The sequence below is a fragment of the Gammaproteobacteria bacterium genome, from assembly GCA_041395725.1.
Classification (GTDB): domain Bacteria; phylum Pseudomonadota; class Gammaproteobacteria; order Pseudomonadales; family Pseudohongiellaceae; genus NORP240.
In genome coordinates this window covers 323,112-346,959 of sequence record JAWKZW010000001.1, presented here as the reverse complement: position 1 = coordinate 346,959, position 23,848 = coordinate 323,112, and the positions used below count along the sequence as shown (strand labels likewise).

The window sequence follows — 23,848 nt, the reverse complement described above, 5'->3', positions numbered from 1 at the left end:
CCTGTGCTCAATCAATGAGTCCCAGACTCCCAGTTCCACTCGGATTGTTCCTGTTCCTGTCTACCCTGTTAGCAGCTTGTCATGCCCAGTGCCAGGGCGTGGATGTGGCGGCGACCGCGATCAATTCGCAGGAATTTACTCTGTTCGGGGCAATCGAAATCGAAGACTCTGTTGAAGAGAGCGAAACAGAAATGGAGCGCCGCAGTCGCTTATGGTGACACCGCTCTTTAAGGGCTCGCCTCTACCCGGATTGACCCGCTGCACGTCTTCTAAAGACCGATTGCAAGACCTTTGCGATTGACTTGCCATCGCAGCCGGCTACCCAGCCAGCATATCTGATTCAAACGGGGCCAAACCACGGTTCATATTGATGCGAGAGCACAACGGGGTGTCTCTGCAACCAGACTATTTGCAAAATATCGTGACCGGTCAAACAGAGAAATACGTCACAAATATTTATTGTGACAATTGTCACATAACTTAAACCACCTTACTGAACTAATGGATCCGGGCCTGTAAGCTTGCCTCCAAGATAACCACCAGTGCGTACTTCTGCTTTCCACTTCAAAAAATTAGTGCGCGAAAGAAAATAATAGGGCCGTACAGATGCAAACGAGAGTCTCAGCCGCTTTCCCGTTACCGGAAAATTCGACATTTCCGCAGCGCTTCTCTTTTGCCATGCATAAAGGCTTCACAATAATCGAATTGATTATAGCTCTGGCGGCTCTGGGTATTCTGCTGGCAATTGGACTGCCGAGCTTTCAGGATACAGTTGAAGACGTCAATACCAATGCCCGCGTAAAAGAGTTGATTACCTCTTTGAGTCTGGCTCGTAGCGAAGCAGTAAAACGCGGAACTGATGTGCACCTGTGTGCAACTAACAGTGCCGGCTCCGATTGTGCCGCGGGTCAATGGTCTGTTGGCTGGATAGTTTTTGAGGACGCCAACGGCGACGCCAATGGCGCTGCTGGGTCTATAGACGCCGGTGATGAAATTATCCGGGTATTTGGTGCTGGCCGAAGTCCTTCCGCAATTACTTTCACTGCAGCGCTTGTAACTTTCAACAGCATGGGGTTTAACGCAACCGGCACGTCTCAGGAATTTGAGATCTTTCCGGGCGGGTCTATTGATTCCCATGCCAGGTGTATTCAATTGTCTGCGGTGGGTCGTCCATTGAGAATAGAAGGTGAGTGCCCATGATTCCCCGGCAGACAATGAAACAATTCGACAGGTCGCAATGTGGTTCGACCATGATCGAAGTGCTGGTTTCGTTACTCATTGTTTCGTTCGGATTACTCGGTATGGCTGCATTGCAGGCAGAAGGTATTGTCAGCAACCAGAGTGCCTACTATCGAACCCAGGCAGTTACTTTCGCAAACGATATGGCGGACCGCATGCGAGCAAATATTTCTGCGGTCACTTCTGGCAGCTATGACGATGTTGCGGGTTCATCAACCGGGGCCTGTTATACCGTTGGCAGTTGCTCCGCTGCTCAGATGGCTGGCAATGACGTGTTCGAATGGAGTGCAGCAGTTGCCGCATCACTGCCTGGTGGTGTCGGTGTGGTCTGCCGCGATGCGTCTCCGAACGATGGGACTCCCGCAGCAAACGGCTGTGCAGGGGCTGGAGACATCTATGCGGTCAAGATCTGGTGGGATGATGACCGTGATGGCAATCCTGAAGAAAGAGTCGTTATTGAATTCCGTCCGGAGTAACCAGCTATGATTAGACGAGCGACAGACAGAGTCAGCTTCCCGGGCCGTATGACTGGACTCAGCATTGTGGAGCTTCTTATCGCAATGGTATTAGGTCTCAGCCTGGCTGCAGGGGTGGTGGAGATTTATACCGGAAATGATGCGACCGAGCGTAGCCGCGATGCCAATGCCAGAATTCAGGAGAATGGCCGGTTCGCACTCAGTTACTTGAATCAGGAACTGCATGCTGCAGGACACCTTGGTTGTCAAAGCAATACAGATGACGGGAACACCAACAGTACTCTCGACACGCCCCCGGCGGACTTTCAGCCCGAGATGGGACTGCAAGGATGGGAAGCCAATGGCACCGATCCAGGCGATGTATTCAATAGCCTCGACGGCGTAGCCACTGTAAGCAGCACAAACGGTTCATGGGGCACCAGTGGTGGCAATGTCATGCCTGCACTTCAAGTGGTTCCTGGTTCAGATATTGTCAGAGTCTGGAACACTTCCGGCGATATTGGCAGGCTTAACGGTGTTACAACTGGCGCAAATCCAGTCGTCAATATATCTGCTATCAATATCGTCGCTGGTGACGTATTGATGCTCAATGACTGCGAGCATATTGACTGGGTGCAAGCCTGTTCTGTCTCAAGCGGGGCCAGTGGCACACTCAATGTAACGATAAGTAGCGCTTGCAGTCCCGGTAATCTGACAAGCCCGCCCATCACTGCCAACGTCGGTGCGGAAGTAACGAAACTCGAAGGTACGGTCTTGTATGTGGGCAAGCGGAATAATACTGCCGGTAATACTCCAGCTCTTTTTCGTGCGCGACTGGGGACAACGGCCTCGCCTACGGTAGTTGAGGAATTGATTGAAGGAGTAGAAAGCCTGCAGGTTCTGTATGGCATCAACACCGATGAAGATAGCAGGAACGCGGTAGACACCTATCTTCCGGCCGATCAGATTCCGGCTGGGGACTGGGGTAGAGTAATCAGTGTTCGATTGAGTCTGTTGATGCAATCCATCGAGGACAGCATAGTCCCTGCGCCTCAGGCCTATCAATTTAATGGCGTCATGTACGACGGCCAGGGTGCCAATGGCAATTTGCCTGCTGACCTGCGCTTGAGAAGAGTCTTTACTTCCACCATCAGTTTGCGAAACCGGGCACTAGGCCTCTAGATCAGACAGAGATTATTAGTCATGAAAACTAGGAATTCACAACAGAGACGTCTGCCGGCGAAAGGCTTTGGCTATCGCGGTAATCAACAAGGGGCAGTGCTGGTGTTTTGCCTGGTTTTCCTCGTTGTGCTGACGATGATGGCAGTGACCGGCATGGAGACCAGCATTCTCGAGGAAAGAATGTCGGGCAACCTGCGAGACCAATCCTCTGCGTTTCAGGCTGCAGAATCGGCGCTGAAAGTAGCTGAAAACTGGCTTGACGATCAGATCGAGCTGCCGGATACCAGCAGTAATGGTTCTACTACTGTGTGGGTGCGCGATTCGATGGATCCGAACCCTTCAGATTCGCTGTTCTGGTGGCAGGGATCTTCAACCGGAGAATCCTGGTGGAACACAAATGCTGAAGCGCTGTCAGGGTTTTCCGTCGTCAATTCGCAACCTCAGTACATTATAGAACACTTGCTGGAGGCGTCAGTTGGTCAATCGATCGCTATCGGAAACGGTGAAATTCCATTGCCTCGGGTATTTCACCGAATAACCTCAAGGGCAGAAGGTGCGACTGGATCAGCGGAAGTGACTCTACAATCAACGTTTGTTAAATACTACGAGTAATCGAGTCATGGTATTCGTGTGTACCTGGAGGAAGGTATGAAAATTTCGACCCATTTCAAGCTGCTAATGACCTATTTGCTATCAGTTTTAGGCCTGAGCGTTACGCTTGATACTGCTGATGCAGCTGAGTTGACTCTGGCCAGCAGCCCGCTTTATCTGGGCACCCTGATTGATCCCAATATATTCTTTATGCTTGATGATTCCGGTTCAATGGACTGGGAAGTGTTAACCAAGGACTTTGAGTATTACTTCAACTACTGGGGTGACAATAACGTTGCGCATATAGAGGATGGGTTGTTTACTGGCTTTGCGGCAAGTGGCACCTGCTCCGGTCGACGTGATTATGCTTATATCTTCGATGAGTCCGATGCAGTGTACAATAGCTGTTCTTATGCTGTGCTTGAAGATAATGAGTTGCTTGTGACAGAGCGGGATTGGCGTATCCGTTCAGCTGCTCTCAATGTCATGTATTATAACCCTGCAGTAAACTACGGTCCCTGGGTTGGCTACCCCAACGCCAGCTTCACTGCTGCCAGAAGTAACCCGCAGTCGGGATCCGATGGATACTCCGAACTTCGTGATCTGACCGGATTCAAATACGAAGTTTACACTGATGACCATGGGTATAGCGGTTTACGCGTAGACGGTCCTAATGACGTTAATGATACACCAAATGGACGGGTCGATCTTTACGATTCCCATACTACCTATACAGTTAACGCCTCGAATGTATTGCGAGAAGAATTCGTCACAGCGGACGCGGCTGGCATACAGGCGTTGCCTGACTGTGACCTGGATGATGCGCAAGACAGCCCTCCCTATGCAGATTGTTTTGGTACTGTGCAGACGGACACGGTGCTGACCGGTTCCAATGTGGACGGATACGGCCGCAGTCTGACCGAGGTTAAGCAGAATATTGCCAACTGGTACCAGTACTACCGCAAGCGTTCGTTCGTCGCCAAGGATGCGATTTCCAGGGTGATCAGTTCTTACGGTTCTTTCCGCTACGGACTCAGTGTGATCAACGACTACTCAAACTTGTTCTTTGAAGTGCCGGCGGATGGTGATGTTGATTACAGCGACAATAATGCTGCGCTCATCCAGGCGCTGATGTCCTACGAATGGGATGCTTATGGAACTCCATTGCGCCGCGGTTTGGAGCGTGTGGGCCGCTATTATTCTAATTACTATTCCAGCTACGCCAATCCGATAACTGCCTCCTGTCAGCAAAACTATTCGTTATTGTTTACCGACGGGTATTGGAACGGAAGTTCGCCCTACACGAGCGCAATCGGCGACGAGGATGGTGACGGCATAAACGATACGGTTGCCGACGTTGCGCGCTATTTTTATGAGCAGGATTTGAGCCCGTTACCGAATCAGGTGGCCACGACACTGCTTGATGATAATAATAAACAGCACATGGTCACGTTCACTGTGGCTTTTGGTGTGACCGGAGATCTGGTTGATACCGACAACGACAATTACCCTGATCCGGAGCTGACTGAAAGTGATGATTGGGGAAACCCGTTCAGTTCTGATCCAGAGAAGATTGACGACCTCTGGCATGCAGCCTACAACAGCAAGGGCTATTTTGTGTCAGCCAAATCACCAGAGGAAGTGGTTGAGGCTCTTGCCGTTGCGCTCTCTGAAATTTCAGACCGGGTGGGCTCTTCGGCGTCGGTTGCTACCAATACGGGATCACTGAAGACCGGTTCAGCCATATTCCAGGCCCGATTTGACAGCACCGACTGGCGGGGAGAGCTCCTGAAGTACGAGATCAATACCGATGGTTCCATTGAACCTGAACCCGAATGGGATGCAGGTTCCAGGCTGAATCTGTTAAATTACAACACCGGCCGTGAGTTGATCACCTGGAACCCGGACGTGGATGTCATACCGGGCGGATCACCGGAGGGAGAAGGGATACCGTTTCGCTTCCCGTCCAACTACAATTCGCCCAATGCCACCACTGAAATGTCGGCTGAGCAGGTGCAGTACCTGATGGCTCATGCGCCCCACTCATTGGCAACTGGCGATTCCGGTGAAATCGCAGACAACCAGGATTTTGGTGAGGATATCGTTAATTACTTGCGAGGTGACAAGACCAACCAGGGGGCTGGTAGAAACTTCCGGTATCGCAATAGTGTAATGGGCGATATCGTGAATTCGGATCCCAAATACGTTGGCGCACCTGCTTTCCGCTATCCAGATAGTATCGAGCCCGGTGCGTACAGTGATTTCGCAACGGCTTGGGCTTCCCGTGCAGGAATAGTATATGTCGGTGCCAATGACGGTATCCTGCATGCGTTCAATAGCGAAACTGGCCAGGAACTGATGGGCTATGTTCCCAATGCTGTCTATAAAAATCTGGCAGAGCTGGCAACCACAGACTATATTCATCGCTACTTTGTAGATGGTAGTCCAAACATTGTTGACGCCTATTTTGCAGGCATGCTGGATCCAGTTACAGCGGCGGCAGGAACCTGGCGTACGGTTCTAGCAGGTGGATTGGGGGCCGGCGGTCAGGCTGTTTATGCATTGGACGTGACAGACCCCAGTCTCTTTGATGAGTCTACTGCAGCCGACGTGGTACTGTGGGAATTTGATGATTCTGATGATGCCGATCTCGGGTACACTTTCGGTAAGCCGCAGATTGCGAAAATGGCGGACGGTAAGTGGGTAGCAGTTTTTGGCAACGGCTATAACAATACGGCATCAGATGGTAATTCCAGTAGCACCGGTCACGCTGTAGTCTATGTCGTTGATGTCCAGGACGGCAGCATTATCAAGAAGTTTGATACACAAGCTGGTAGTTCGAGTACGCCAAATGGCATGGCAACACCGCTCTTGATCGATGCAGATTCCGATTTCATTGTCGACTACATCTATGCGGGCGATCTGGAGGGTAATCTTTGGAAGCTTGATGTCACCAGCTCCAGTCCTTCCGGCTGGGATTTTCATGCGTCCTCGTCTGGTGTTCCGCAACCGTTATTTACAACTGACGCTTCGCAACCTATTACTACGCAGCCTCAGGCAGCCTTTCATCCGGACAAACTGGGTGGTTTCATGGTGTATTTTGGAACGGGAAAATATCTTGAGGTAGGGGATAACGATAGCTTCGGTCAACCAACTCAAACGTTTTACGGAATATGGGACAAGAACCAGTCAGGATACACAAACGTTTCCTCCAGTGACTTGCTGACTCAATACATAGCGAATCAGTATACAGAGACTTTCGATACCGATGACGATGGCATTGATGACAAGGAGTATCTGTTGAGAGACATGTCCGACAACGAAATCGACTGGTCTGTGCACAAAGGTTTCAAGGTCCAATTGCTGCCGCAGAAAGTTGAGGGAGTTGCGAACGCGAGCAACTTTGGTGAGCGACAAGTCTCTAACGCTATCGTCCGTGGCGGTCGTCTTATATTCAGTACGCTACTTCCATCGCAGCTGGAGTGTGAATATGGAGGCCTTAGCTTCCTCATGGAGTTGGATTACCGGGACGGAAGCCAATTGCCCTATCCGGCGTTCGATCTGAATGCGGATGGCGCGTATACCGAGGAAGATACTGACGCAGCAGGGCGCTCCTCAACAGTCGGTATCATGCCAACTGTGAGTATTATGTACGATGGATCGGAAGATGTGGCGTATGCCAGTGGTGCGAGTGGTGATATTGACGTAATCGAACTCAATATTGGCAGCCAGGGCTACGGTCGACAATCCTGGCGAAAAGTCGAATAGCCGGACCCCTGATCCGCTGACGAGTAGATGCTTGCCAAAACGAATTTGTGAATACTAAGGATAACAGGAATGAAACTGAACAATAGCAATTTTCAGATTCTGGAATTAACGAGAATAGTAGCGTTGACCGTTGTCTTGTTTTCCAGCGCTATGACAATGGCGGCTGAACTACCGGTACGCGGCACGATACAGGTTTTACAGCAGGATGGTGGAATAATCCGTATATCCGGGCGTGATTTAAATTTCCAGGATGAATCTGTCACCATTACTGTTGATGGTCGAGAGATCGGTGCAGAATTCCTTTCGGAAGGGATGGTGGTTCGCTACACACTGAATGCCCAGGGTTATCTTGAGACGATTGAGATCCTGGGCCCGAAGAATTTAGTCGGTACTCTTTCCAACAGCTAATACACCGACAAGCAGATGGGGAATAGGTTGATGAGTTCCAGGCAAGAAAAGGGTTTTACAATAATTGAGCTGCTGATCGCAGTTGCCATTCTCGGTGTGCTGTCTGCCATTGCAATTCCATCTTATCTGGACAATGTGGGCAGATCCCGTCGTTCTGAAGCGAAGACCGTGCTGCTGGAGGTTGCTTCTGAGCAGGAACGATTCTTCTCCAGCAATAACTCCTATACCACCAATGATTTTCCGCTGACCGGTGTCGCCGACGGCAGAGAGTCGGAAAGCGGCTATTATGCTGTAAGTGTTGCTGCGTGTGCAGGGGGGGCAATTGCCAATTGTTTTGTCGCCACGGCGACTGCTCAGAACGAGCAAGCTGGCGAAACCTGTACTACATTGACCCTAAGTAGCACGGGAATCCGAGGTGCTACAGGTGGTAGCGCGGATGACTGCTGGATGCGCTAGAGAAGCGCTGACTATTCAGTAGTGTAATGCGCTGTAGGAATCCTCATACAAACCCACTGGCTGCGTTGCACTGCCTTGACAGACCGACGCACGCCGGCGGCGGTGCGCCTTGCCAGCAGGCTCGTCTGAAGGCCAGAGCATTGTGGTAATTAATCAGAGGTTCCTTAGATCAGCTCCTGATTGTAGGCCATTTGCTTTTTCTTCCTCGGCATTCATGCTAGAGCCGCACGATATTTGCTGTGATGGGGTAGGGTGGCTCCGGTCCTGCGACTGTTGCAGTCAGTGTCGGCCTCCAGAAATAGCGGGAGTGGCACTAAGGACGACACCAAGTTTCCCATCCATTTTCTGACCTGATTGAGTTACAATAGCCGCCGCACGCCAATTTTGTATTCTTGCTTCCAGACCAACTGTGACCCATACATTCGAACAAATAGTAGAACAGGTCAGGGACTTTTCCTCCGCTGCCTTGTCGGAACTGGTAGACAGGGCGCTTGGCCATGGGTTGCTGGTTCTCAATCAGCAGCATAGACATACAGGCGACGATGAAAAACTGCGGGTCGCCAGGCCAGCTGTAGTAAAACGATTTTCCGATCACATCAAATCCAGATTCGATGGGCTTCTGGGAAGCGAAGCCAGTCGCCAGGCAGATTCGTTGGAATCTAGTACTCTCAGTCTTATGGGCAAAGATTTGCAAGACGCAAATATTGCGCTGGAGGGCATGGCTAAACACGCGCGTAACTGCCATATAAACGAGTACTTGCGGTTTGCGGTTCGCATCAACGCCAGGTTCTATCGCGTTCATTTCGACGAAACAAACAATCCTCTGGATCCCGGGAATCTTGCCGAGATCTTCAGGCAGGCAGTTAATCCGGTTGGGTTATGTTCGGCTGCCCTGCTGGATGTCTATCGTCAGTTCAATAGGCATGTTTTTCGTGAGATTGCATCAATCTTGAAGGAGGCCAATGAGATCCTGGCAAGAACCGGTATCAAGCCCAGCCTTGAGAATTTGGGGCGGACCAGGGAATCGGTTGCTTTTAGAAGAAGCGAGCCGCGAGCCAGCCAGGATGCAAACACCCGGGCTTTTCGCGCTGAGGAAATAACGGCCGAGCAGCAAATTGATGAGAGCCCCGGTCTGCTGAGTGTACTGGTTGACTATCTGCATGAGCATAATCCGAACGGATTGGATGCCTTTACCTGTAAGGATGCCTCGCCGACCGACAATCGAACCCGTGTCATAGGCACCAGGCAGTTGTTAAAGATACTTGTGGCGGAACGAGCCAAAGGTCAGATATTGAAAGAATTCGACCGTGATCCCTCGGGATTGCGGGTCACCAGACAAGTCACCAAATTGCTGACATCGGAGAGTGAGTCAGGCCAGCGACTGTTGTTGGATCAGCAATGTTCCGATGTTGTCAGCCTGACAAGTCTCTTGTTTGATGCGATCCGCCGGGATGGCGTGGTACCGCGGGGGCCCAAATCCCTGTTGGGGAAGGCGTGGCTTACCGTGCTACAAGCAACACTGGCTGACCCCGGGTTGTTTGACAAGGGCGGTCACCCAATCTGGGTGCTGCTGAATGAGCTGGCGGCTGCTGGCATTTGCTGGACCCATAATGATCAGCTACTGGATGACCGGCTTTATCAGAGGGCCCGGACAGCAGTCCTGGAGCTTGCTTCTGACTATAACGGGAACTTTGCCCAGATTGAAAAGCTGGCAGAGGATTTTATTTCTTACAAGAGGCAGTTTCTAAAAGAAAGATCCGGGTCATCCGACCACCTGCTGAGTTCCAGTGAAGGCAAGCAGCGCTTACAGGCATTGAATATCTATGCCAGTCGTAAGATAGCGGAACGCATTTCGGATCAGACCATTCCACCATTGGTAAGAGATCTGCTGGAAAATCACTACGTCAAATTTCTGGTTAAAGTGCTGGGCAGGGACGGAGCTGGCGGTGATAGTTGGAAGTCGGTCATGGATACCGTAGATGTATTGCTCTGGAGCGTGACTCCGGGCAAATCTCCCCAAGACATTGAGCGGTTGAACAGAATCAATGACAGACTGATCACCAATCTGGGCAGTGCCCTTAAATTGGCAGATGTTGAAAAAACCAAACGGGACGAAATGCTCCGCCAGATTAGGGCTCTGCAGCAGGACGATATTTTGCTTGCATCAGACGCAAGGTCAAAGGAATTAGCCGCGGGAGATGAAGGACTTGAATCAGATGCTGCAGGATTACCTGAAGTACCCGACCATGGGCCGAATTTTGATCGGTGTCTGGAGGATGTCAGGAATCTACCTATAGGTATGTGGCTGGAATTCAATGTTCACGGTATTGAACCCATTAGATGCACGTTGGTTTCCAAAATCCCCAGCATTGACCGGTATATATTTGTCAATCGCCAGGGGATCAAGGTAGTAGAAAAATCTGAGAGTGGACTGGCTCGCGAGCTTGCGGATCAATCTGCCCGGTTGATTGATAACGGCCGGTTGGTAGAACGGGCGCTTGATGCAGTCATCGCCGACTTCCGTAGCCTAGGCTAGCAGGTCGGACCACTAACGATTCCGTGACAGATTCGCAAATGCTAATTCATTGCCTATTGACATCTTTATTCACCTGCAAGGCCTCTACGAAGTCCGCTAATTTTCATTAAGCCCGGCAAACAGTGATCCTGCTCGATGGCTACAATATGACATCGTGGTTTTCAAGGTGAGGCTCGACACCCGGGCAAGCCTCAGTCTGCTCTGCTTTTGCTATGGCTCTCAATAGCTCGCTGTGGCCGCGGGCGCCATTCCCGGAATGTAGATAGATTTTTGCTGCCTGCAGCACATGCTCGAGGAATTTCAGTCGGTAGTCGTGACTCATCGGGGACTTTGCGAGAAAGTATTCGTCCTGGTTGTGTTCTCGCAACCAGGCAGCTCTTTGAAGCGCAGTTTTCAATTCTTCCGGGGCAGGTCGGGACATCTCAGTTCTCGCAATAAAGGGTGGAAGACAGTAGTCTGATATTGTGGTGCCTCTGATTAACTACCAGAGCACTGTGGTAGCTAATTAGAGGTACTTTAATTCCACGCGCCAAGAATCAGACCCATTGTCGTGAACACGACGATCCAATAGCCGCCATTGATTGCTATGTAGCGAAAGGAGCGTTGTTCAAACAGTGCGTTGACACCCAGCGCCATGGCTATCCAGCCGAAGCCGGTCAGAAATCCATAAAAAGCTCCGCTGTAGGCGTTTACCTGCTGTGCTGAGGCGGGATCAGTGTAGAAAAACATCGCCAGGCAGAATGCCATCACGAGTTGAAAGGCAAATGCCAGCGAAAAAGTCCGCACCATGTTGCCCTCAGCAATTTTCTCTTCAGTCAAACCCGTTGCTCCCATCCAGGCTTTGCCAAGAATCGGGCCATACCAGAGAAAACCAATTACAAAGGCTGCTGCGGTGGCGGCCAGAATTGCCAGCCAGTTCAAATTTGACGGATTCATCTGGATTCTACTCCTACTTGCTGAGATTGCGGCTATTTCTGTGCAGGGTATAGGCCTCGCTACGCAGCTAGCCGGTTAGAGGTGCGACTCGGCAAATTCAGCCAATAGCGATCTAGGCACGCCCCTCAGCAGGATATTTCCGCCGTGGCTGAAATCTTTGAAACGCTCAGTCAAATAGGTCAATCCTGAACTGGTAGGCGTGAGGAACGGGGTATCGATCTGCGACAGGTTTCCCAGGCAGATGACCTTGGAGCCCTTGCCGGCACGGGTGACGATGGTCTTGATCTGATGCGGTGTCAGGTTCTGTGATTCGTCGATGATGATGAGACTGCTCTGGAAGCTGCGCCCCCTGATGTAGTTCATGGATTTGAAGTGCAACGGAACCTTGTCCAGTACGTAGTCCATGCTGCTGCGACAGTCCTCATCATCCCAGTGTAAGGCTTCCAGATTATCAGTGATTGCACCCAGCCAGGGTTCCATTTTCTCCTGCTCGGTACCTGGCAGGAAGCCGATGTCCTCATCCAGGCCCTGTGTGCTGCGCGTGGCGATGATACGTCGGTACAGCTTTTCGGGCACGGTCATCTGGATAGCCGCCGCCAGCGCCAGGATGGTCTTGCCTGAGCCGGCAGAACCGGTCAGGTTGACCAGGTGTATATCGGGGTCCAGCAACAGGTTGAGAGCCATGGCCTGGTAAACATCGCGGGGACTGAGTCCCCAGGCCTCGGTCTGCAGTGCCTGTTCCAGGTCCAGGTGCAGCAGCGTCACGCTGTCGTCGCTTATTGTGCAAACTCTGGCAAGGAAGCCACTGTCATCGAGGATAAACTGATTGGGATGCACAGGTTTGTCAAACACAGACCGGGAGATCGTGTGGTAGGTGCGCCCCGCCTCCTGAACGGTCTCGACGTTCTCAACCAGATCCCAGAAATTTCCGGAATATTCGACGTAGCCCTTGTTCAGCTGTTCGATGTCGCTGAGTAACTGGTCGCTCTGGTAGTCCTCGGCCTCGATTCCGCAGCCCCGGGCTTTTAATCGGATATTGATGTCCTTGCTGACCAGTACCACCCGGCGATCAGGGAAGCGGTGTTTAAGGAAGCAGACGTCATTGAGGATTCTGTTGTCATTGCTGCCGGTTGGCAGGGTGACAAGATTCTCCGGCGTTTTCCCCATCAACACCGATAGCCGGCCCGGCGCACTCGCCGGACTGTAGCGTGAAATAGGCACCCCGCTTTCCACCTCCTCCGGGGTTGCCCGCCCCAGCACCGCATCCAGCTCTCTGATTGCCTGTCGGCAATCGGCGGCAATCGACTGCCGACCGCTTTTCAGTCCGTCCAGTTCTTCCAGAACAGCTATAGGAATCACCACCTGGTGTTCGTCAAAGTTGTAGATGGCGGTCGGATCGTGAATCAGGACATTGGTGTCCAGGACGTAAAGGATAGGATTGGGGGAGCTGGCTTGTGAGGAGGGACTTTCTACAAGTTCAACTGCGCTCATAAAATGATTACCTGTTAACTGCGATACTGAAAGAAAGAGAATGCCGGAGCATAAGCACACTTCTGTTGCAAAAACATGTCAGGGATCTATTTTTTGGCAGGCTGCTCCTTGGCATGAGCGACGCACTTATCCTTCCTGATCGGCTGCTCACCAGCAAACATTACGTCATCGTCTCAGAGAATTGGAGATTTGAAATGGTTCGGTAATCAACTTGCCTAAAAACTGTCAACTAAATCCCCTAATTCTTTCAAGTCATTGTCACATAGCTTCCTTACAGTGGCGCGGACTCTGCAAGGAGTCATAGCGCCGGTATTTCTCTGATGGGCCTGGTGCCAGAAACCACAAACTGTGCCAGGTATCTCTTCAATAGCGAAGAGGCATAGAGGCAGGAATACAGAAATATCAGGTGCTCAACATCGCATGGCAGACGGATTCTCCGGCCAGATTGCGGCTTAAGAATCTGCCTGTACGGCTACGATTTGATACTCGGGAGTAAGAAATGAATTTTAAGACCAGAAGCTGCTTATCTACTGCTATTGCGCTTGCCCTGACTGGCGCTAATGGCACGGCTATCGCTCAGACCGAACAGGAACCGGCGCAACTGCAGGAAATCGTAATCCTCGGTACCGCCAGAACCTACTCTAACGTCACCACAACGCAATCAATGCAGGATCAGCAGAACCCGATTACATCGGTACTCTCGACCATAGATAACCTGCCGGGCGTGAACGTTACCGAGGGCGATACCTTCGGCTTCGACGATTGGTCCACGACCATTAATCTGCGTGGTTACCAGACCAGCCTCAGTGATCAGCAGCTGGGTATCACCATTGACGGATTCCCTAACGGAGATTCCAACTATGGTGGCGGTGCTAAGGCAAATCGTTATATCGACTCCATGAACTCCGGTGGCGTTGATATCAACCAGGGTATTGCGGACATTTCGACCCGATCCACGGAAGCATTGGGTGGTACGCTGAACTTCCGCACTAACGATCCAGTTGAAGAAGAGCGTATGCGCGTGCAGTTCTCGCAAGGGGATTTTAACTCACAGCGATATTATGGTCGGTATGATACCGGCCGTATTCTTGATGAAACTACCAGGCTCTGGGTTTCTTTCAATCACAATGAAGCTTCTGACTGGATGGAAGGTTCTGCGCAGAATGAGCGAGACCATGTTGCGGCTAAATTCATCACCGAACTGGATCGCTATACCATAACCGGCTACTACTCCTGGGATGACATACAGGAAGACAACTACCAGCGAGTTACTGTGGACGAGTTTAATTCTGACCCGGACTGGGACCGTCTGATCGGTAACTGGACAGATGTTGCTTACGTTAATCAGCTCTATCGGCGTGGTTGGTCAACATTGAGGGAAAACAACTTCGGGTATCTGAAGTTCGACGCTGAGTTAACTGATAATTTTTCCGCTAGCATCGGTCTGTATCTGCACGAGATGGACGGTCGTGGGGACTGGGTGCCGCCCTATATTGCGAATGTATCTGACGAATCCGGGCTGCCGGAATATGAGATCCAGGGTAATCTGCCGGTATTAGGAGGAGGTCAGGTATCGGGCAATTCTCGTCTTTACTTTGTAGATGCCAATGGCGTTGCGCTTTCACCTTTCGACGGCTGTGAGTCTTCCATTACCTTCCCATACGGTGGCGCGGGGCCGGAATTTGATCCTGCCTGTTATCCTGATAACGCCATCCCTCTGCAGTCCTATCGCCATACCAATTATGCAAGAAATAGAGACGGCATCACGGCCGACTTTGCATGGGTTCTTGACCTGGCCGGTTTGGAAAATAATCTGTCAGGTGGCTTCTGGTACGAAGATTCCACTCGAAAAGAATGGCGAACCTGGCACAAGCTCACCGACGCCAGGGTTGGTATCGACTTCGATGAGACTCCTTACTGGATCCAGTACAGCCGCGAGTTTCCCCGCGAAACCACCATGTGGTATCTGCAGGACCAGATAAACCTCCTCGACTTCGTGACGGTAAGCCTGGGTATTCGCGAGTTTGACGTGAAGAACAAGCGCGAGGATCTGTTTGATTCCAGTCAGAACCTGAGCTTGAACTCCAAGTCTGACACGTTGTTCACTGGTGGAGCCAGCATTGAGATGCCAGTGGACGGTCTTGAAGTGTTTCTCGGATATGCTGAGAACGTAAAGCCTTTGCTTGACCTGATCCTGGAGCGGGAAATATCCGGCAATATCGAACCGGAGACGGCAGAAAACCTGGAGCTGGGTTTGCGCTACGTTGGTACCAACCTTACCGCCAGCGCTGTGTTCTTCGACAATGAGTTCAGTAACAGACTGGAATTTTTTGGCCCGCAACTGGCAGGCAATATTCCTAACTATGAGATCGGCCAGGCTGGTCGTTACGACAACGTCGGTGGTATTGAGTCGGATGGTTTCGAACTGGCCGGTTCTTACGACATCAGTGAGAACTGGTCAGTCTATCTGTCATATACCGATACGGATGCTTCCTACATCGGTACCGGTGTTCCGGAATTGGACCAGCAGCTGGACCTTACACCTGGCAACACTGTGGTGAATACTCCAGATAAGATGTGGGTCGTTTCTCTGGACTGGAACCGGGGCAATTACTTTGCCGGTCTTTCAACCAAGCGTGTTGGTGACCGGTATCTGGATCGCAGCAACAGCCTGGAAACGGCAGACTACACAACCACCGACCTTTACTTTAATGTTCGTGGGGAGGATGTGGCCGACTTCCTGCAGGGATTCGATCTGGGAATTGTAGTGAACAATCTCTTCGACGAATCTTATCTTGGGGGCATTTCCGGCTTCGGTGCCTGGATCGGATCGCCCAGGACTGCTGTTTTTAGTGCCACCTTCGACTTCTGAATAAGCGAGTCTTTATCTCATTGCAGGGCGGCATGCGTGTGCCGCCCTTTGCTTTTCCAAACAGACAGAATGCGGAAAGACAACACGAGAGGTCAATAATGCGCAGGTTTAAACCTTTATTTACCACGCTGATGTTTTGTTTTCCTTTACTAACGGAAGCGACTGACAATGTAGTGTTGATAACACTGGATGGAATGCGCTGGCAGGAAGTCTTCCAAGGCATCGATCCTGAGTTGGCTACTCACGATGAGTATGCGTCCCAAAGTGAAGAAATCATGGCGCGCTTCTGGCGGGAGTCGCCCGCGGAGCGTGCAGAAGTATTGATGCCATTCCTTCACAGGGTGGTTTTCAGACAGGGTACCTACGTGGGAAACAGGAATGCAGACAGCTGCGCGCGGGTTGCCAATCCCTGGTATTTCTCATACCCGGGATACAGTGAGATTCTGTCCGGAGTGGTGAATCCCGATATTGACTCCAACAGAAAAACAGCAAATCCGGAAAAGACGTTTCTTGAACTGTTGAATAACAAACCTGAATTCAGAGGCCGTATGGCAGCGTTTACGTCCTGGGATGTGTTTCCTTATATCTTCAATGTGGAACGGAGCGGCCTGTTTATCAACGCGTTCGACAAGACTCCTGCACCGATTAACGAATTTGAATTGTTTTTGAATCGTGTCATCGACGATATGCCTCCACGCTGGCCAACGGTTCGTAATGATGTGTTCACCCATCACTTTGCCTTGTCCTATATGCGGGAGAAACACCCCAGGGTAGTTTATATCAGCTATGGAGAAACCGATGACTTTGCCCACGAAGGTCTGTACGACGAGTATGTGATGGCAGCTAACCGTAGTGACCGGTTTATAGCCGAAGTCTGGGATAGAGTTCAGAGTTCGGCATTCTATCGGGATAACACCATTCTGTTCATTACCACTGATCACGGTCGTGGCGAAGAACCTGTGGAAACCTGGTTGCACCATGCCAGCAAGCAATCGCTGCGTGGCTATATGCAGTCACTGGCACAATATGAAGAAGGCATTGTCGGTTCTGAGGCTGTGTGGATGGCTGCGATTGGTCCGGGCATACCGGCTTCCGGTCTGGTTGAAACAGGAGCTGATTGCCTTACATCCGATCGAATTGCAGCCACCCTGCTTGAACATCTTGGCATGGACTATCGAATTTTTAATCCTGACATGGGTATGCCGATGGCGGAGTTCCTGCCATGAGACTGTTGATGGTGGTGTTCTGCTTTTGTCTGCTTTCCCCGGTGCACGCCCAGCCTCAGATTCTGGACATCAGCAGAATCGCTTTCGGTTCCTGCAATCACCAGGACAAGCCGCAGCCAATCTGGGATGAAGTGCTGGCAGCTGAGCCAGACCTTTTTGTGTTTCTTGGCGACAATATCTATGCCGACACTGATGATCCGCTCACGTTGCAGGCAACTTATGACAAACTCGCCGCAGTTCCGGGCTATCAGGCGCTACGGCAGGAAGTCGAGGTTATCGCTACCTGGGATGATCACGATTATGGGCAGAATGATATTGGTCGCGAGTACCTCTCAAAGGACGCTTCGCGCCAGATCATGCTGGACTTTTTCGATGAACCCCCTGACTCAGAGAGGCGCAGCCGCCCTGATGGAATCTATACGTCTTACTTTTACGGAAATCATGGACGCCGGGTTCAGATTATTTTACTGGATCTGAGGTGGAATCGGTCGCCACTGGTCGAAGTTATGGATACTCAGCGACTGGCGGAACGGACAGCGGCCCACATGGGGCCCTATGAGGCATCCTTGTCAGCTTCCGCTGAACTATTGGGTGAATCTCAATGGCAATGGTTGGAGCATCAACTGCAGATGCCCGCAGACCTTCGGATCATCGGTTCCAGTATTCAGCTGCTGGCTGATTTCACCGGTTGGGAGACCTGGGCAAATTATCCCCGTGACCGACAGCGATTGTTCGAGGTGCTGGAGCGCTATCAGCGGGAACCCGTGATAATTATTTCGGGAGACGTGCATTGGGCGGAGCTGAGCGAGATTCGCGACTCTGATCTTGACTGGCCGCTGATAGAGTTGACTTCTTCCGGTTTAACTGAAGAGTGGAGCGCAATCAGTCCTAATCGACATCGGGTTGGCGAGGCTTTCGCGGAAGCCAATTATGGGCTTATCGATATAGACTGGAGCCAGGAGACACCGTCCATCCATTTGCGAATAAAAAATGAAATTGGGGAGGAGTTAATCAGCCACCGGGTGGAAATTCCCTGACTATTCACAAAAGTGTAGGACTTCTGAAATTGGCATGTAACAAATTCGAGTTAATCTACTGGTGTCTAACAAGGCGGCACTGCGCACTGACAGAGCCGGTAGTTAGCTTGAGATGGGCTCCCTTTTTCTCTCCCTTGAATGTCTCCCATCGCTGCGGCCTCAATCGAGGCCGCTTTTTTTCTGAATATGACCGATTTTCCTGGCACGCCAGTCATTTTTCTATGAGTAGCCTGTTGGTGACGAGCCTCGGTTGGAATTCATTAGTCACAGTTTGCTCATAATCCAAAGTTAATATTTCAGACTGTTAACCTTGGAAATATCCTGTTAAGTCGACCCGGCGATCCCACTTCTGATTCCGTGATTCTCTGGACCTGTCTTGACTGGCGGGTTCTGGGAAGCGCTGCAATCTCCGGAGAACTTATACCTGTTGGTTACGAGATTTCCGATTCAGAGAGCTTCTCTAATATTGTCAGAGTGGGGAGAGCGATTGCCGCTCCGGAGCTGGGTTACTCGGTTTATGCTGACGTGCGGGGGCTGTTGCCTGGCAGGGACCATTTTTATCGCTGGCAGGTAGCCGGAGCGACCAGCCAGGTGGGACGCACTCGTACCGCAGCAATGGATTCCAGCCAGTTGGATCAATTTCGCTTTGCGTTCTCTTCCTGTCAGCAATTTGAGCAGGGGTACTGTACGGCCTATCGTCATATTGCAGAGGAGAATCTGGATCTCATTGCCCATCTTGGCGACTATATTTATGAAAGCTCCTGGGGGCAGAACCTGGTCAGGGCCCACGAGGGGCCTGAGATCATTCCGCTTGATGACTACCGGGCTCGCTACCAGACCTACAAAGCTGATCCTGATCTTCAGGCCGCCCATGCTTCTGCGCCATGGATAGTTACCTGGGACGATCATGAGTTGGACGACAGCTATGCCGCCGTGGTGCCCGAAGATGATCAGTCTCCGCAACAATTCCTCCGACGCGGAGCTGCCGCCTGCCAGGCATGGTACGAGTTCATGCCCGTTCGGCTTCCGGTTGGCAGGCAGGGGCCGGATATGCCGATTCACCGCCAGTTCCGTTTTGGCAAGCTTATGGAAATGAATGTGCTCGACACGCGCCAGTACCGCAGTGATCAGGCTTGTGGTGACGGGCGTAAGGTTAGTTGCGCTGAACATCAGGATCCACTCGCACCCTGTTAGGCAGCGCTCAAAAAGGACAGGTTGTTTAATAATCTGGCCTGCAGACAAGCCCGCTGGCACGGCGCATTGCCGCCGTCATGCGTCGGCCTGTCAGCGGTGATTATCAGACCATGTGCACTGACAGGCAAAGAAAAAAGCAAAAGGGAACTGACGACTAACTTCTTCATGAATGCACCTCACGACATGCGTAGCTGAAAGGTATGGCTCCGGGTTTGGAGATTGGCGAAATATTTATTCAGAGATGATGAAACCGGAAGCTCATGACAGCTGAATCGAAAACTGAAAGCTAGGTGCTTAGACCTGGCGCTCCAGAGTGGTGGGATTATTGTTATCTTCGTCGTTGATGCCAAAAACAAAACGCTCACCGCGAATTCAGTTGTAGTAATTTTGTCATTGAAGGCTCATACACTGAAAGCTCCGTGGTATCTAAGTGGATTTACCAATGCTGCACAAATATCGCCAGTCGATAATCCGGCTTTCTACTTTTTTAGGCATGCTTTGTCTTACAATTTCCAATGGCATTGCCGATGAAGTTGAATCAGCAGGCTGTGCCAGCACTCAGCTGGCCAGGGCTCAACTGGATGGACCTTGCACCGTCGCGGTGACCAGCCTGGCAATGAATGACCTCCAGGCCGTGGGCTCTCACAACAGCTACAAGCAGGCCATCCCGGCTCCCGAAATGGAGCTTATCAGGCAGAATCGTGAGGCCTCCGCCCTTTCGCTCGATTATTTCCACAGCAGTCTGACCGAGCAGCTAGATCTGGGTATGCGTCAGATAGAACTGGATATCCTGTATGATCCGCAAGGCGGGTTGTACGCCGAACCGCTCCTTCCTCACCTGGCTGCCAACAGGCCGGGCGCCGAACCCTACGACAACCGGAATATGCAGCAACCGGGATTCAAAGTACTGCATGCCCAGGACATTGACGTGCGGTCCAGCTGTGATACCTGGATTCTGTGTTTGCAGGAAATCAAGACCTGGTCAGACCGGAATCCGGATCATGTCCCTATTCTGATCATGTTCAACGCAAAAGAAGGGGGGACCAGTTTTCCGGGAACGACCGAGGCACTGACTTTCGATGAAGCTGCATACGACGCGCTGGACCGGGAAATAATGTCAGTTTTCGGGAGAGAACAACTGATAATTCCGGATGATGTGCGGAATGATGCTGATACGTTACGGGAAGGTGCATTGGCGGGCGGCTGGCCCGGTCTGGATAAAGCCAGGGGCAGAGTATTTTTTGCCATGGATGAGCGGCCATCCAAGGTGGAAGTCTACCTGCGAGGCAGAAATTCTCTGGAAGGCCTCCCTGTCTTTGTTAACTCGGTCAGCGAGGATGCCCCGCATGCGGCTTACTTTACCATCAACAATCCGATCAGGGACCAGGAACGTATTCAGGCCGCAGTAAGAGCGGGATTTATTGTGCGAACCCGCGCAGATGCCGACACCGTCGAGGCACGGGAGAACAGTACTGAACGCAGGGAAGCAGCCTTTGCTTCCGGTGCGCAGTATATTTCCACAGATTATTATTATCCGCGTGGTGAGTGGAGTAATTACTCGGTCAGCCTGCCAGGCGGGGGTGCTGCCAGGTGCAATCCGGTTCGACTGTCCATTGAATGCAATAGCCCCGAATGATTAACCGGACAAAGTCTGGTTGATTCTGGTAAACCGTAACCAGTGAGAATTGTGCCAATGTCAGATTTCACCAAAGTTTTCTCTCTATCACTGACGGCTCTTTTGCTTGTCACAAAGTCAGGCGTCGCTGCTGACGATGATTATGGCTGGATAGCAGGTGATCATCACATACACAGCCGCTACAGTGTCGGTTGGGACCGGGAAATTGACCCGCCTGCGCCGATCCTGGGGGGTGATGCCATCTACCCCATCCACATGAATGCATTGATGGGCAGATACTTCGGCCTGGGCTGGATTGTTTCCACGGATCATGGCGGCCCTAACCATAGCAAGGTAAGCATGGACCTGGCTTACCGCGAGATCCAACAGTCCCGTCTGGTGGTGCCGGAAGTTATTCAGTTTTATGGCATGGAGTTCGATACACCGGGTGCCGATCATTCCAGTTTAATTATCCCTTTCACTGATGATGAAGCGCGGCAACTGTTCCAGATCGAGTCCAATTTTTCCAAGCGCGAGCCCTGGCCTGCCGATTCCAGTTGGGACACTGAGCCCCGCATGCTTGAGGCTTTGCGCTTTATGCGGGATCAGGCTGTTAAACCGGTTCTGATTGCGAATCACCCCAGTCGCTCTGCGTCTGGCCTGGGTGAATATGGCCTGGATACCCCGGCTGAATTGAGAGACTGGAACGACACCGCTCCCGAAATTTCAGTCGGCATGGCTGGTGCTCCCGGCCATCAGGCGGCAACCCTGAATCCTGATGGATCTCTTGATCCGGGCGATGCCCGCGGTAGCTATGGCAATTACCCTACCATGGGTGGTTTCGATCAGTTTACTGCCATTGTCGGCGGTTTCTGGGATTCCATGTTGACAGAAGGCCGGCGCTGGTGGATCACTGCGAATTCCGATTCTCATGTTCACTACAGTGAGGGCGGTTCCGACTTCTGGCCCGGCGAGTATTCCAAGACCTACGTGTGGGCACAACCCAACCATGATTCAATACTTGATGGTATTCGCAATGGCAGGATTTTTGTGACGACCGGGGATCTGATTTCTGAATTGACAGTGACTGTCAGTACCGTTTCTGAACAGGTTTCTGCAAGCCTGGGTGAAACGCTTACAGCCAAACCATCCGATCAAGTCAGGGTGAGCATCAGGTTCCGCGATCCGAATCAGTTTAATAATAACGGAGATTATTCCAGTGTTTCCCGTGTTGATCTGATACAGGGTGAAATCCGCGGAGCGGGCAGTGACCGTAGTCTGGATAGAGTCGATACAACCCGGGTCATTGCCCGGTTTGAGCCGGATGACTGGGAAACAGAGGGTGAATACAGGGAAATCAGTTACACTTTAGGGGAATTGCCAGTTAACAGCTACCTTCGAGTCAGGGGTACTAATGGCGTGGAACTGGAACCACTGCCAGACCCAAGGGGAGAAGATCCCTGGTCGGATCTTTGGTTCTACTCAAATCCGGTCTTTATCGAGTTGCGCAATTGAGACTCTTTCACAAGACTGACTCATAAGCTTCATAGTGACGAAACAAAGAGTGGATACCCTGAGTGTAGTTGGCAAGTATTTCACTACACGAAGGGACCTCAGATTAACTGCCGCAGAGCATCGCAGTAGTTAATCTCAGGTTACCCAAGGGTCCGGGTTCGGCAAGTGCGTCTCAATTCAGGTTCAGGGAAAAACTCAAAGCTCCTCTTTTACGCGAGAGGGCATCTGGAAAGATTGATCCCGGATGCCTGCTTCAGAGTACAGTTGCAAAGAAAACTTGCTGGCTACTCAGAAACCCAGCTCGAGGTCATGCAACGGCGTGTGAATTACTACAACAGACTGCGAGCTGACTTTACTCCATCGGCAATTGCTACCACCCTGGGCAGCCTTCCGGATAAACCGCACTCCGCCTACTATTTCGATATGCGCGAAACTGCCCGTTATTTCCCCGCCGCGTACAAGTTCGATAAGGTTTTTGGCGACGTCATCCATGTACCCACTCATCCGAGCTTCGTCAAAAGCAGACCCATTGGTGGAGACAATGCCAACTCTGTCCTGTTGAAATTGAACAAGGTACGCCATTACTCTTTTGTTCGCGACAGGAAAAAATTCGATGCGAAGCTTAACAAACTCGTCTGGCGGGGTAAGGTAAAACCTCACCAGCACCGATTCGATCTGGTTGAAAAATGGTATCGTCATCCGGCTTGTGACATCGGACAGTCCAACAAGGTATCGAAAGGTGATGATCCGGCAAAAACAAGACCTTTCCTTTCAGTTGCCAGACAGCTTGAATACAAATATGTTCTGTCCATGGAGGGTAATGACGTTGCCACTAATCTGAAGTGGATATTCTCCTCAAATTCCCTTTGCTTGATGCGGAGACCACGCTATGAAACCTGGTTCATGGAGGGGAAACTGATCCCTGATCACCACTATGTTTTGTTGAGAGATGATTTCTCGGACATAGAGGACAAAATTGACTATTTCAACGAACACCCGGACGAAGCGCAGGAGATTGTCCGCAACGCCAATCGATGGGTCGAGCAATTCAAAGACCAGCAAAGCGAGTTGGCTATTTCACTGATGGTCTTGCAGAAATATTTCAATCACAGTCGACAGCGTTCAGCTTCTGTATATGCGCTGTCAGAGCAGCCTGAAGTCAATTCATCCCTCTGACGAGCCTCAGGAAATTATTCACTTCGCGGCTGCCCAAAGCTACCCCAACAATCTGGAATGTTAAAATTCCCTCGTGATTGATAAGTTTCTTCGGTTGAAAGTCATATGATTCCCAAGACATTGGAAATCAAACCGCACGGCGTAAGCGGCT

The 23,848-nt window shown here is 51.2% G+C and carries 19 protein-coding genes; 16 read left to right on the top strand and 3 right to left on the bottom strand.

Translation table 11 applies throughout. The features are described from left to right. Positions 1–14: 14 nt before the first annotated feature. The 9 genes from R3F50_01450 (at position 15) to R3F50_01410 (ending at position 10,635) form a co-directional block, all read left to right on the top strand. Positions 15–218, top strand: coding sequence for a hypothetical protein (locus R3F50_01450; GenBank protein MEZ5488966.1), 204 nt, complete (start codon positions 15–17; stop codon positions 216–218). Between the two features lie 388 nt (positions 219–606). Continuing rightward, entirely contained in the window at positions 607–1,200 is a 594-nt protein-coding gene (locus tag R3F50_01445; protein MEZ5488965.1) for a GspH/FimT family protein, read from the top strand. Between the two features lie 14 nt (positions 1,201–1,214). Continuing rightward, on the top strand, positions 1,215–1,715 hold the full coding sequence (pilV, locus tag R3F50_01440) for a type IV pilus modification protein PilV (GenBank protein MEZ5488964.1): 501 nt from the start codon (positions 1,215–1,217) through the stop codon (positions 1,713–1,715). A gap of 6 nt (positions 1,716–1,721) precedes the next feature. Further along, on the top strand, positions 1,722–2,876 hold the full coding sequence (locus R3F50_01435) for a PilW family protein (GenBank protein ID MEZ5488963.1): 1,155 nt from the start codon (positions 1,722–1,724) through the stop codon (positions 2,874–2,876). A gap of 21 nt (positions 2,877–2,897) precedes the next feature. Beyond that, on the top strand, positions 2,898–3,488 hold the full coding sequence (locus R3F50_01430; protein ID MEZ5488962.1) for a PilX N-terminal domain-containing pilus assembly protein: 591 nt from the start codon (positions 2,898–2,900) through the stop codon (positions 3,486–3,488). Positions 3,489–3,524: 36 nt separating this feature from the next. Then, positions 3,525–7,235, top strand: coding sequence for a PilC/PilY family type IV pilus protein (locus tag R3F50_01425; GenBank protein MEZ5488961.1), 3,711 nt, complete (start codon positions 3,525–3,527; stop codon positions 7,233–7,235). A gap of 69 nt (positions 7,236–7,304) precedes the next feature. Beyond that, the gene (locus tag R3F50_01420; protein MEZ5488960.1) at positions 7,305–7,643 is read left to right on the top strand and encodes a hypothetical protein; all 339 of its coding nucleotides are present in this window, start codon (positions 7,305–7,307) and stop codon (positions 7,641–7,643) included. A 30-nt stretch (positions 7,644–7,673) separates the two neighbouring features. Then, positions 7,674–8,099, top strand: a complete 426-nt coding sequence (locus R3F50_01415) for a type IV pilin protein (protein MEZ5488959.1) — start codon at positions 7,674–7,676, stop codon at positions 8,097–8,099. A 409-nt stretch (positions 8,100–8,508) separates the two neighbouring features. Further along, positions 8,509–10,635, top strand: a complete 2,127-nt coding sequence (locus R3F50_01410) for a DUF1631 family protein (protein ID MEZ5488958.1) — start codon at positions 8,509–8,511, stop codon at positions 10,633–10,635. 139 nt (positions 10,636–10,774) lie between these two features. Here R3F50_01410 and R3F50_01405 read toward each other — a convergent pair whose 3' ends face one another. From R3F50_01405 to R3F50_01395, 3 genes are all read right to left on the bottom strand, one after another. Next, the gene (locus R3F50_01405; GenBank protein ID MEZ5488957.1) at positions 10,775–11,056 is read right to left on the bottom strand and encodes a hypothetical protein; all 282 of its coding nucleotides are present in this window, start codon (positions 11,054–11,056) and stop codon (positions 10,775–10,777) included. A 95-nt stretch (positions 11,057–11,151) separates the two neighbouring features. Next, positions 11,152–11,571 (bottom strand): DUF1761 domain-containing protein, encoded by a 420-nt coding sequence (locus tag R3F50_01400; GenBank protein MEZ5488956.1) that lies wholly within the window; start codon positions 11,569–11,571, stop codon positions 11,152–11,154. A gap of 75 nt (positions 11,572–11,646) precedes the next feature. After that, entirely contained in the window at positions 11,647–13,062 is a 1,416-nt protein-coding gene (locus tag R3F50_01395) for a PhoH family protein (protein ID MEZ5488955.1), read from the bottom strand. 499 nt (positions 13,063–13,561) lie between these two features. Between R3F50_01395 and R3F50_01390 the strand changes: the two genes are divergently transcribed. From R3F50_01390 to R3F50_01360, 7 genes are all read left to right on the top strand, one after another. Next, positions 13,562–15,934: a TonB-dependent receptor gene (locus tag R3F50_01390; GenBank protein MEZ5488954.1), complete on the top strand. Its 2,373-nt coding sequence runs from the start codon at positions 13,562–13,564 to the stop codon at positions 15,932–15,934. Positions 15,935–16,032: 98 nt separating this feature from the next. After that, entirely contained in the window at positions 16,033–17,160 is a 1,128-nt protein-coding gene (locus tag R3F50_01385; protein MEZ5488953.1) for a phosphoglyceromutase, read from the top strand. Beyond that, positions 17,157–18,197, top strand: a complete 1,041-nt coding sequence (locus R3F50_01380; GenBank protein ID MEZ5488952.1) for an alkaline phosphatase D family protein — start codon at positions 17,157–17,159, stop codon at positions 18,195–18,197. Before R3F50_01385 ends, R3F50_01380 begins: the two co-directional genes overlap by 4 nt. Positions 18,198–18,488: 291 nt before the next feature. Further along, positions 18,489–19,391 (top strand): alkaline phosphatase D family protein, encoded by a 903-nt coding sequence (locus tag R3F50_01375; GenBank protein ID MEZ5488951.1) that lies wholly within the window; start codon positions 18,489–18,491, stop codon positions 19,389–19,391. Between the two features lie 442 nt (positions 19,392–19,833). Then, entirely contained in the window at positions 19,834–21,027 is a 1,194-nt protein-coding gene (locus tag R3F50_01370) for a phosphatidylinositol-specific phospholipase C1-like protein (GenBank protein MEZ5488950.1), read from the top strand. 57 nt (positions 21,028–21,084) lie between these two features. Continuing rightward, on the top strand, positions 21,085–22,521 hold the full coding sequence (locus R3F50_01365) for a phosphoesterase (protein ID MEZ5488949.1): 1,437 nt from the start codon (positions 21,085–21,087) through the stop codon (positions 22,519–22,521). A gap of 264 nt (positions 22,522–22,785) precedes the next feature. Then, a complete protein-coding gene (locus R3F50_01360) occupies positions 22,786–23,697 on the top strand; it encodes a glycosyl transferase family 90 (protein ID MEZ5488948.1) in 912 nt (303 codons plus the stop codon). Positions 23,698–23,848 lie beyond the last annotated feature (151 nt).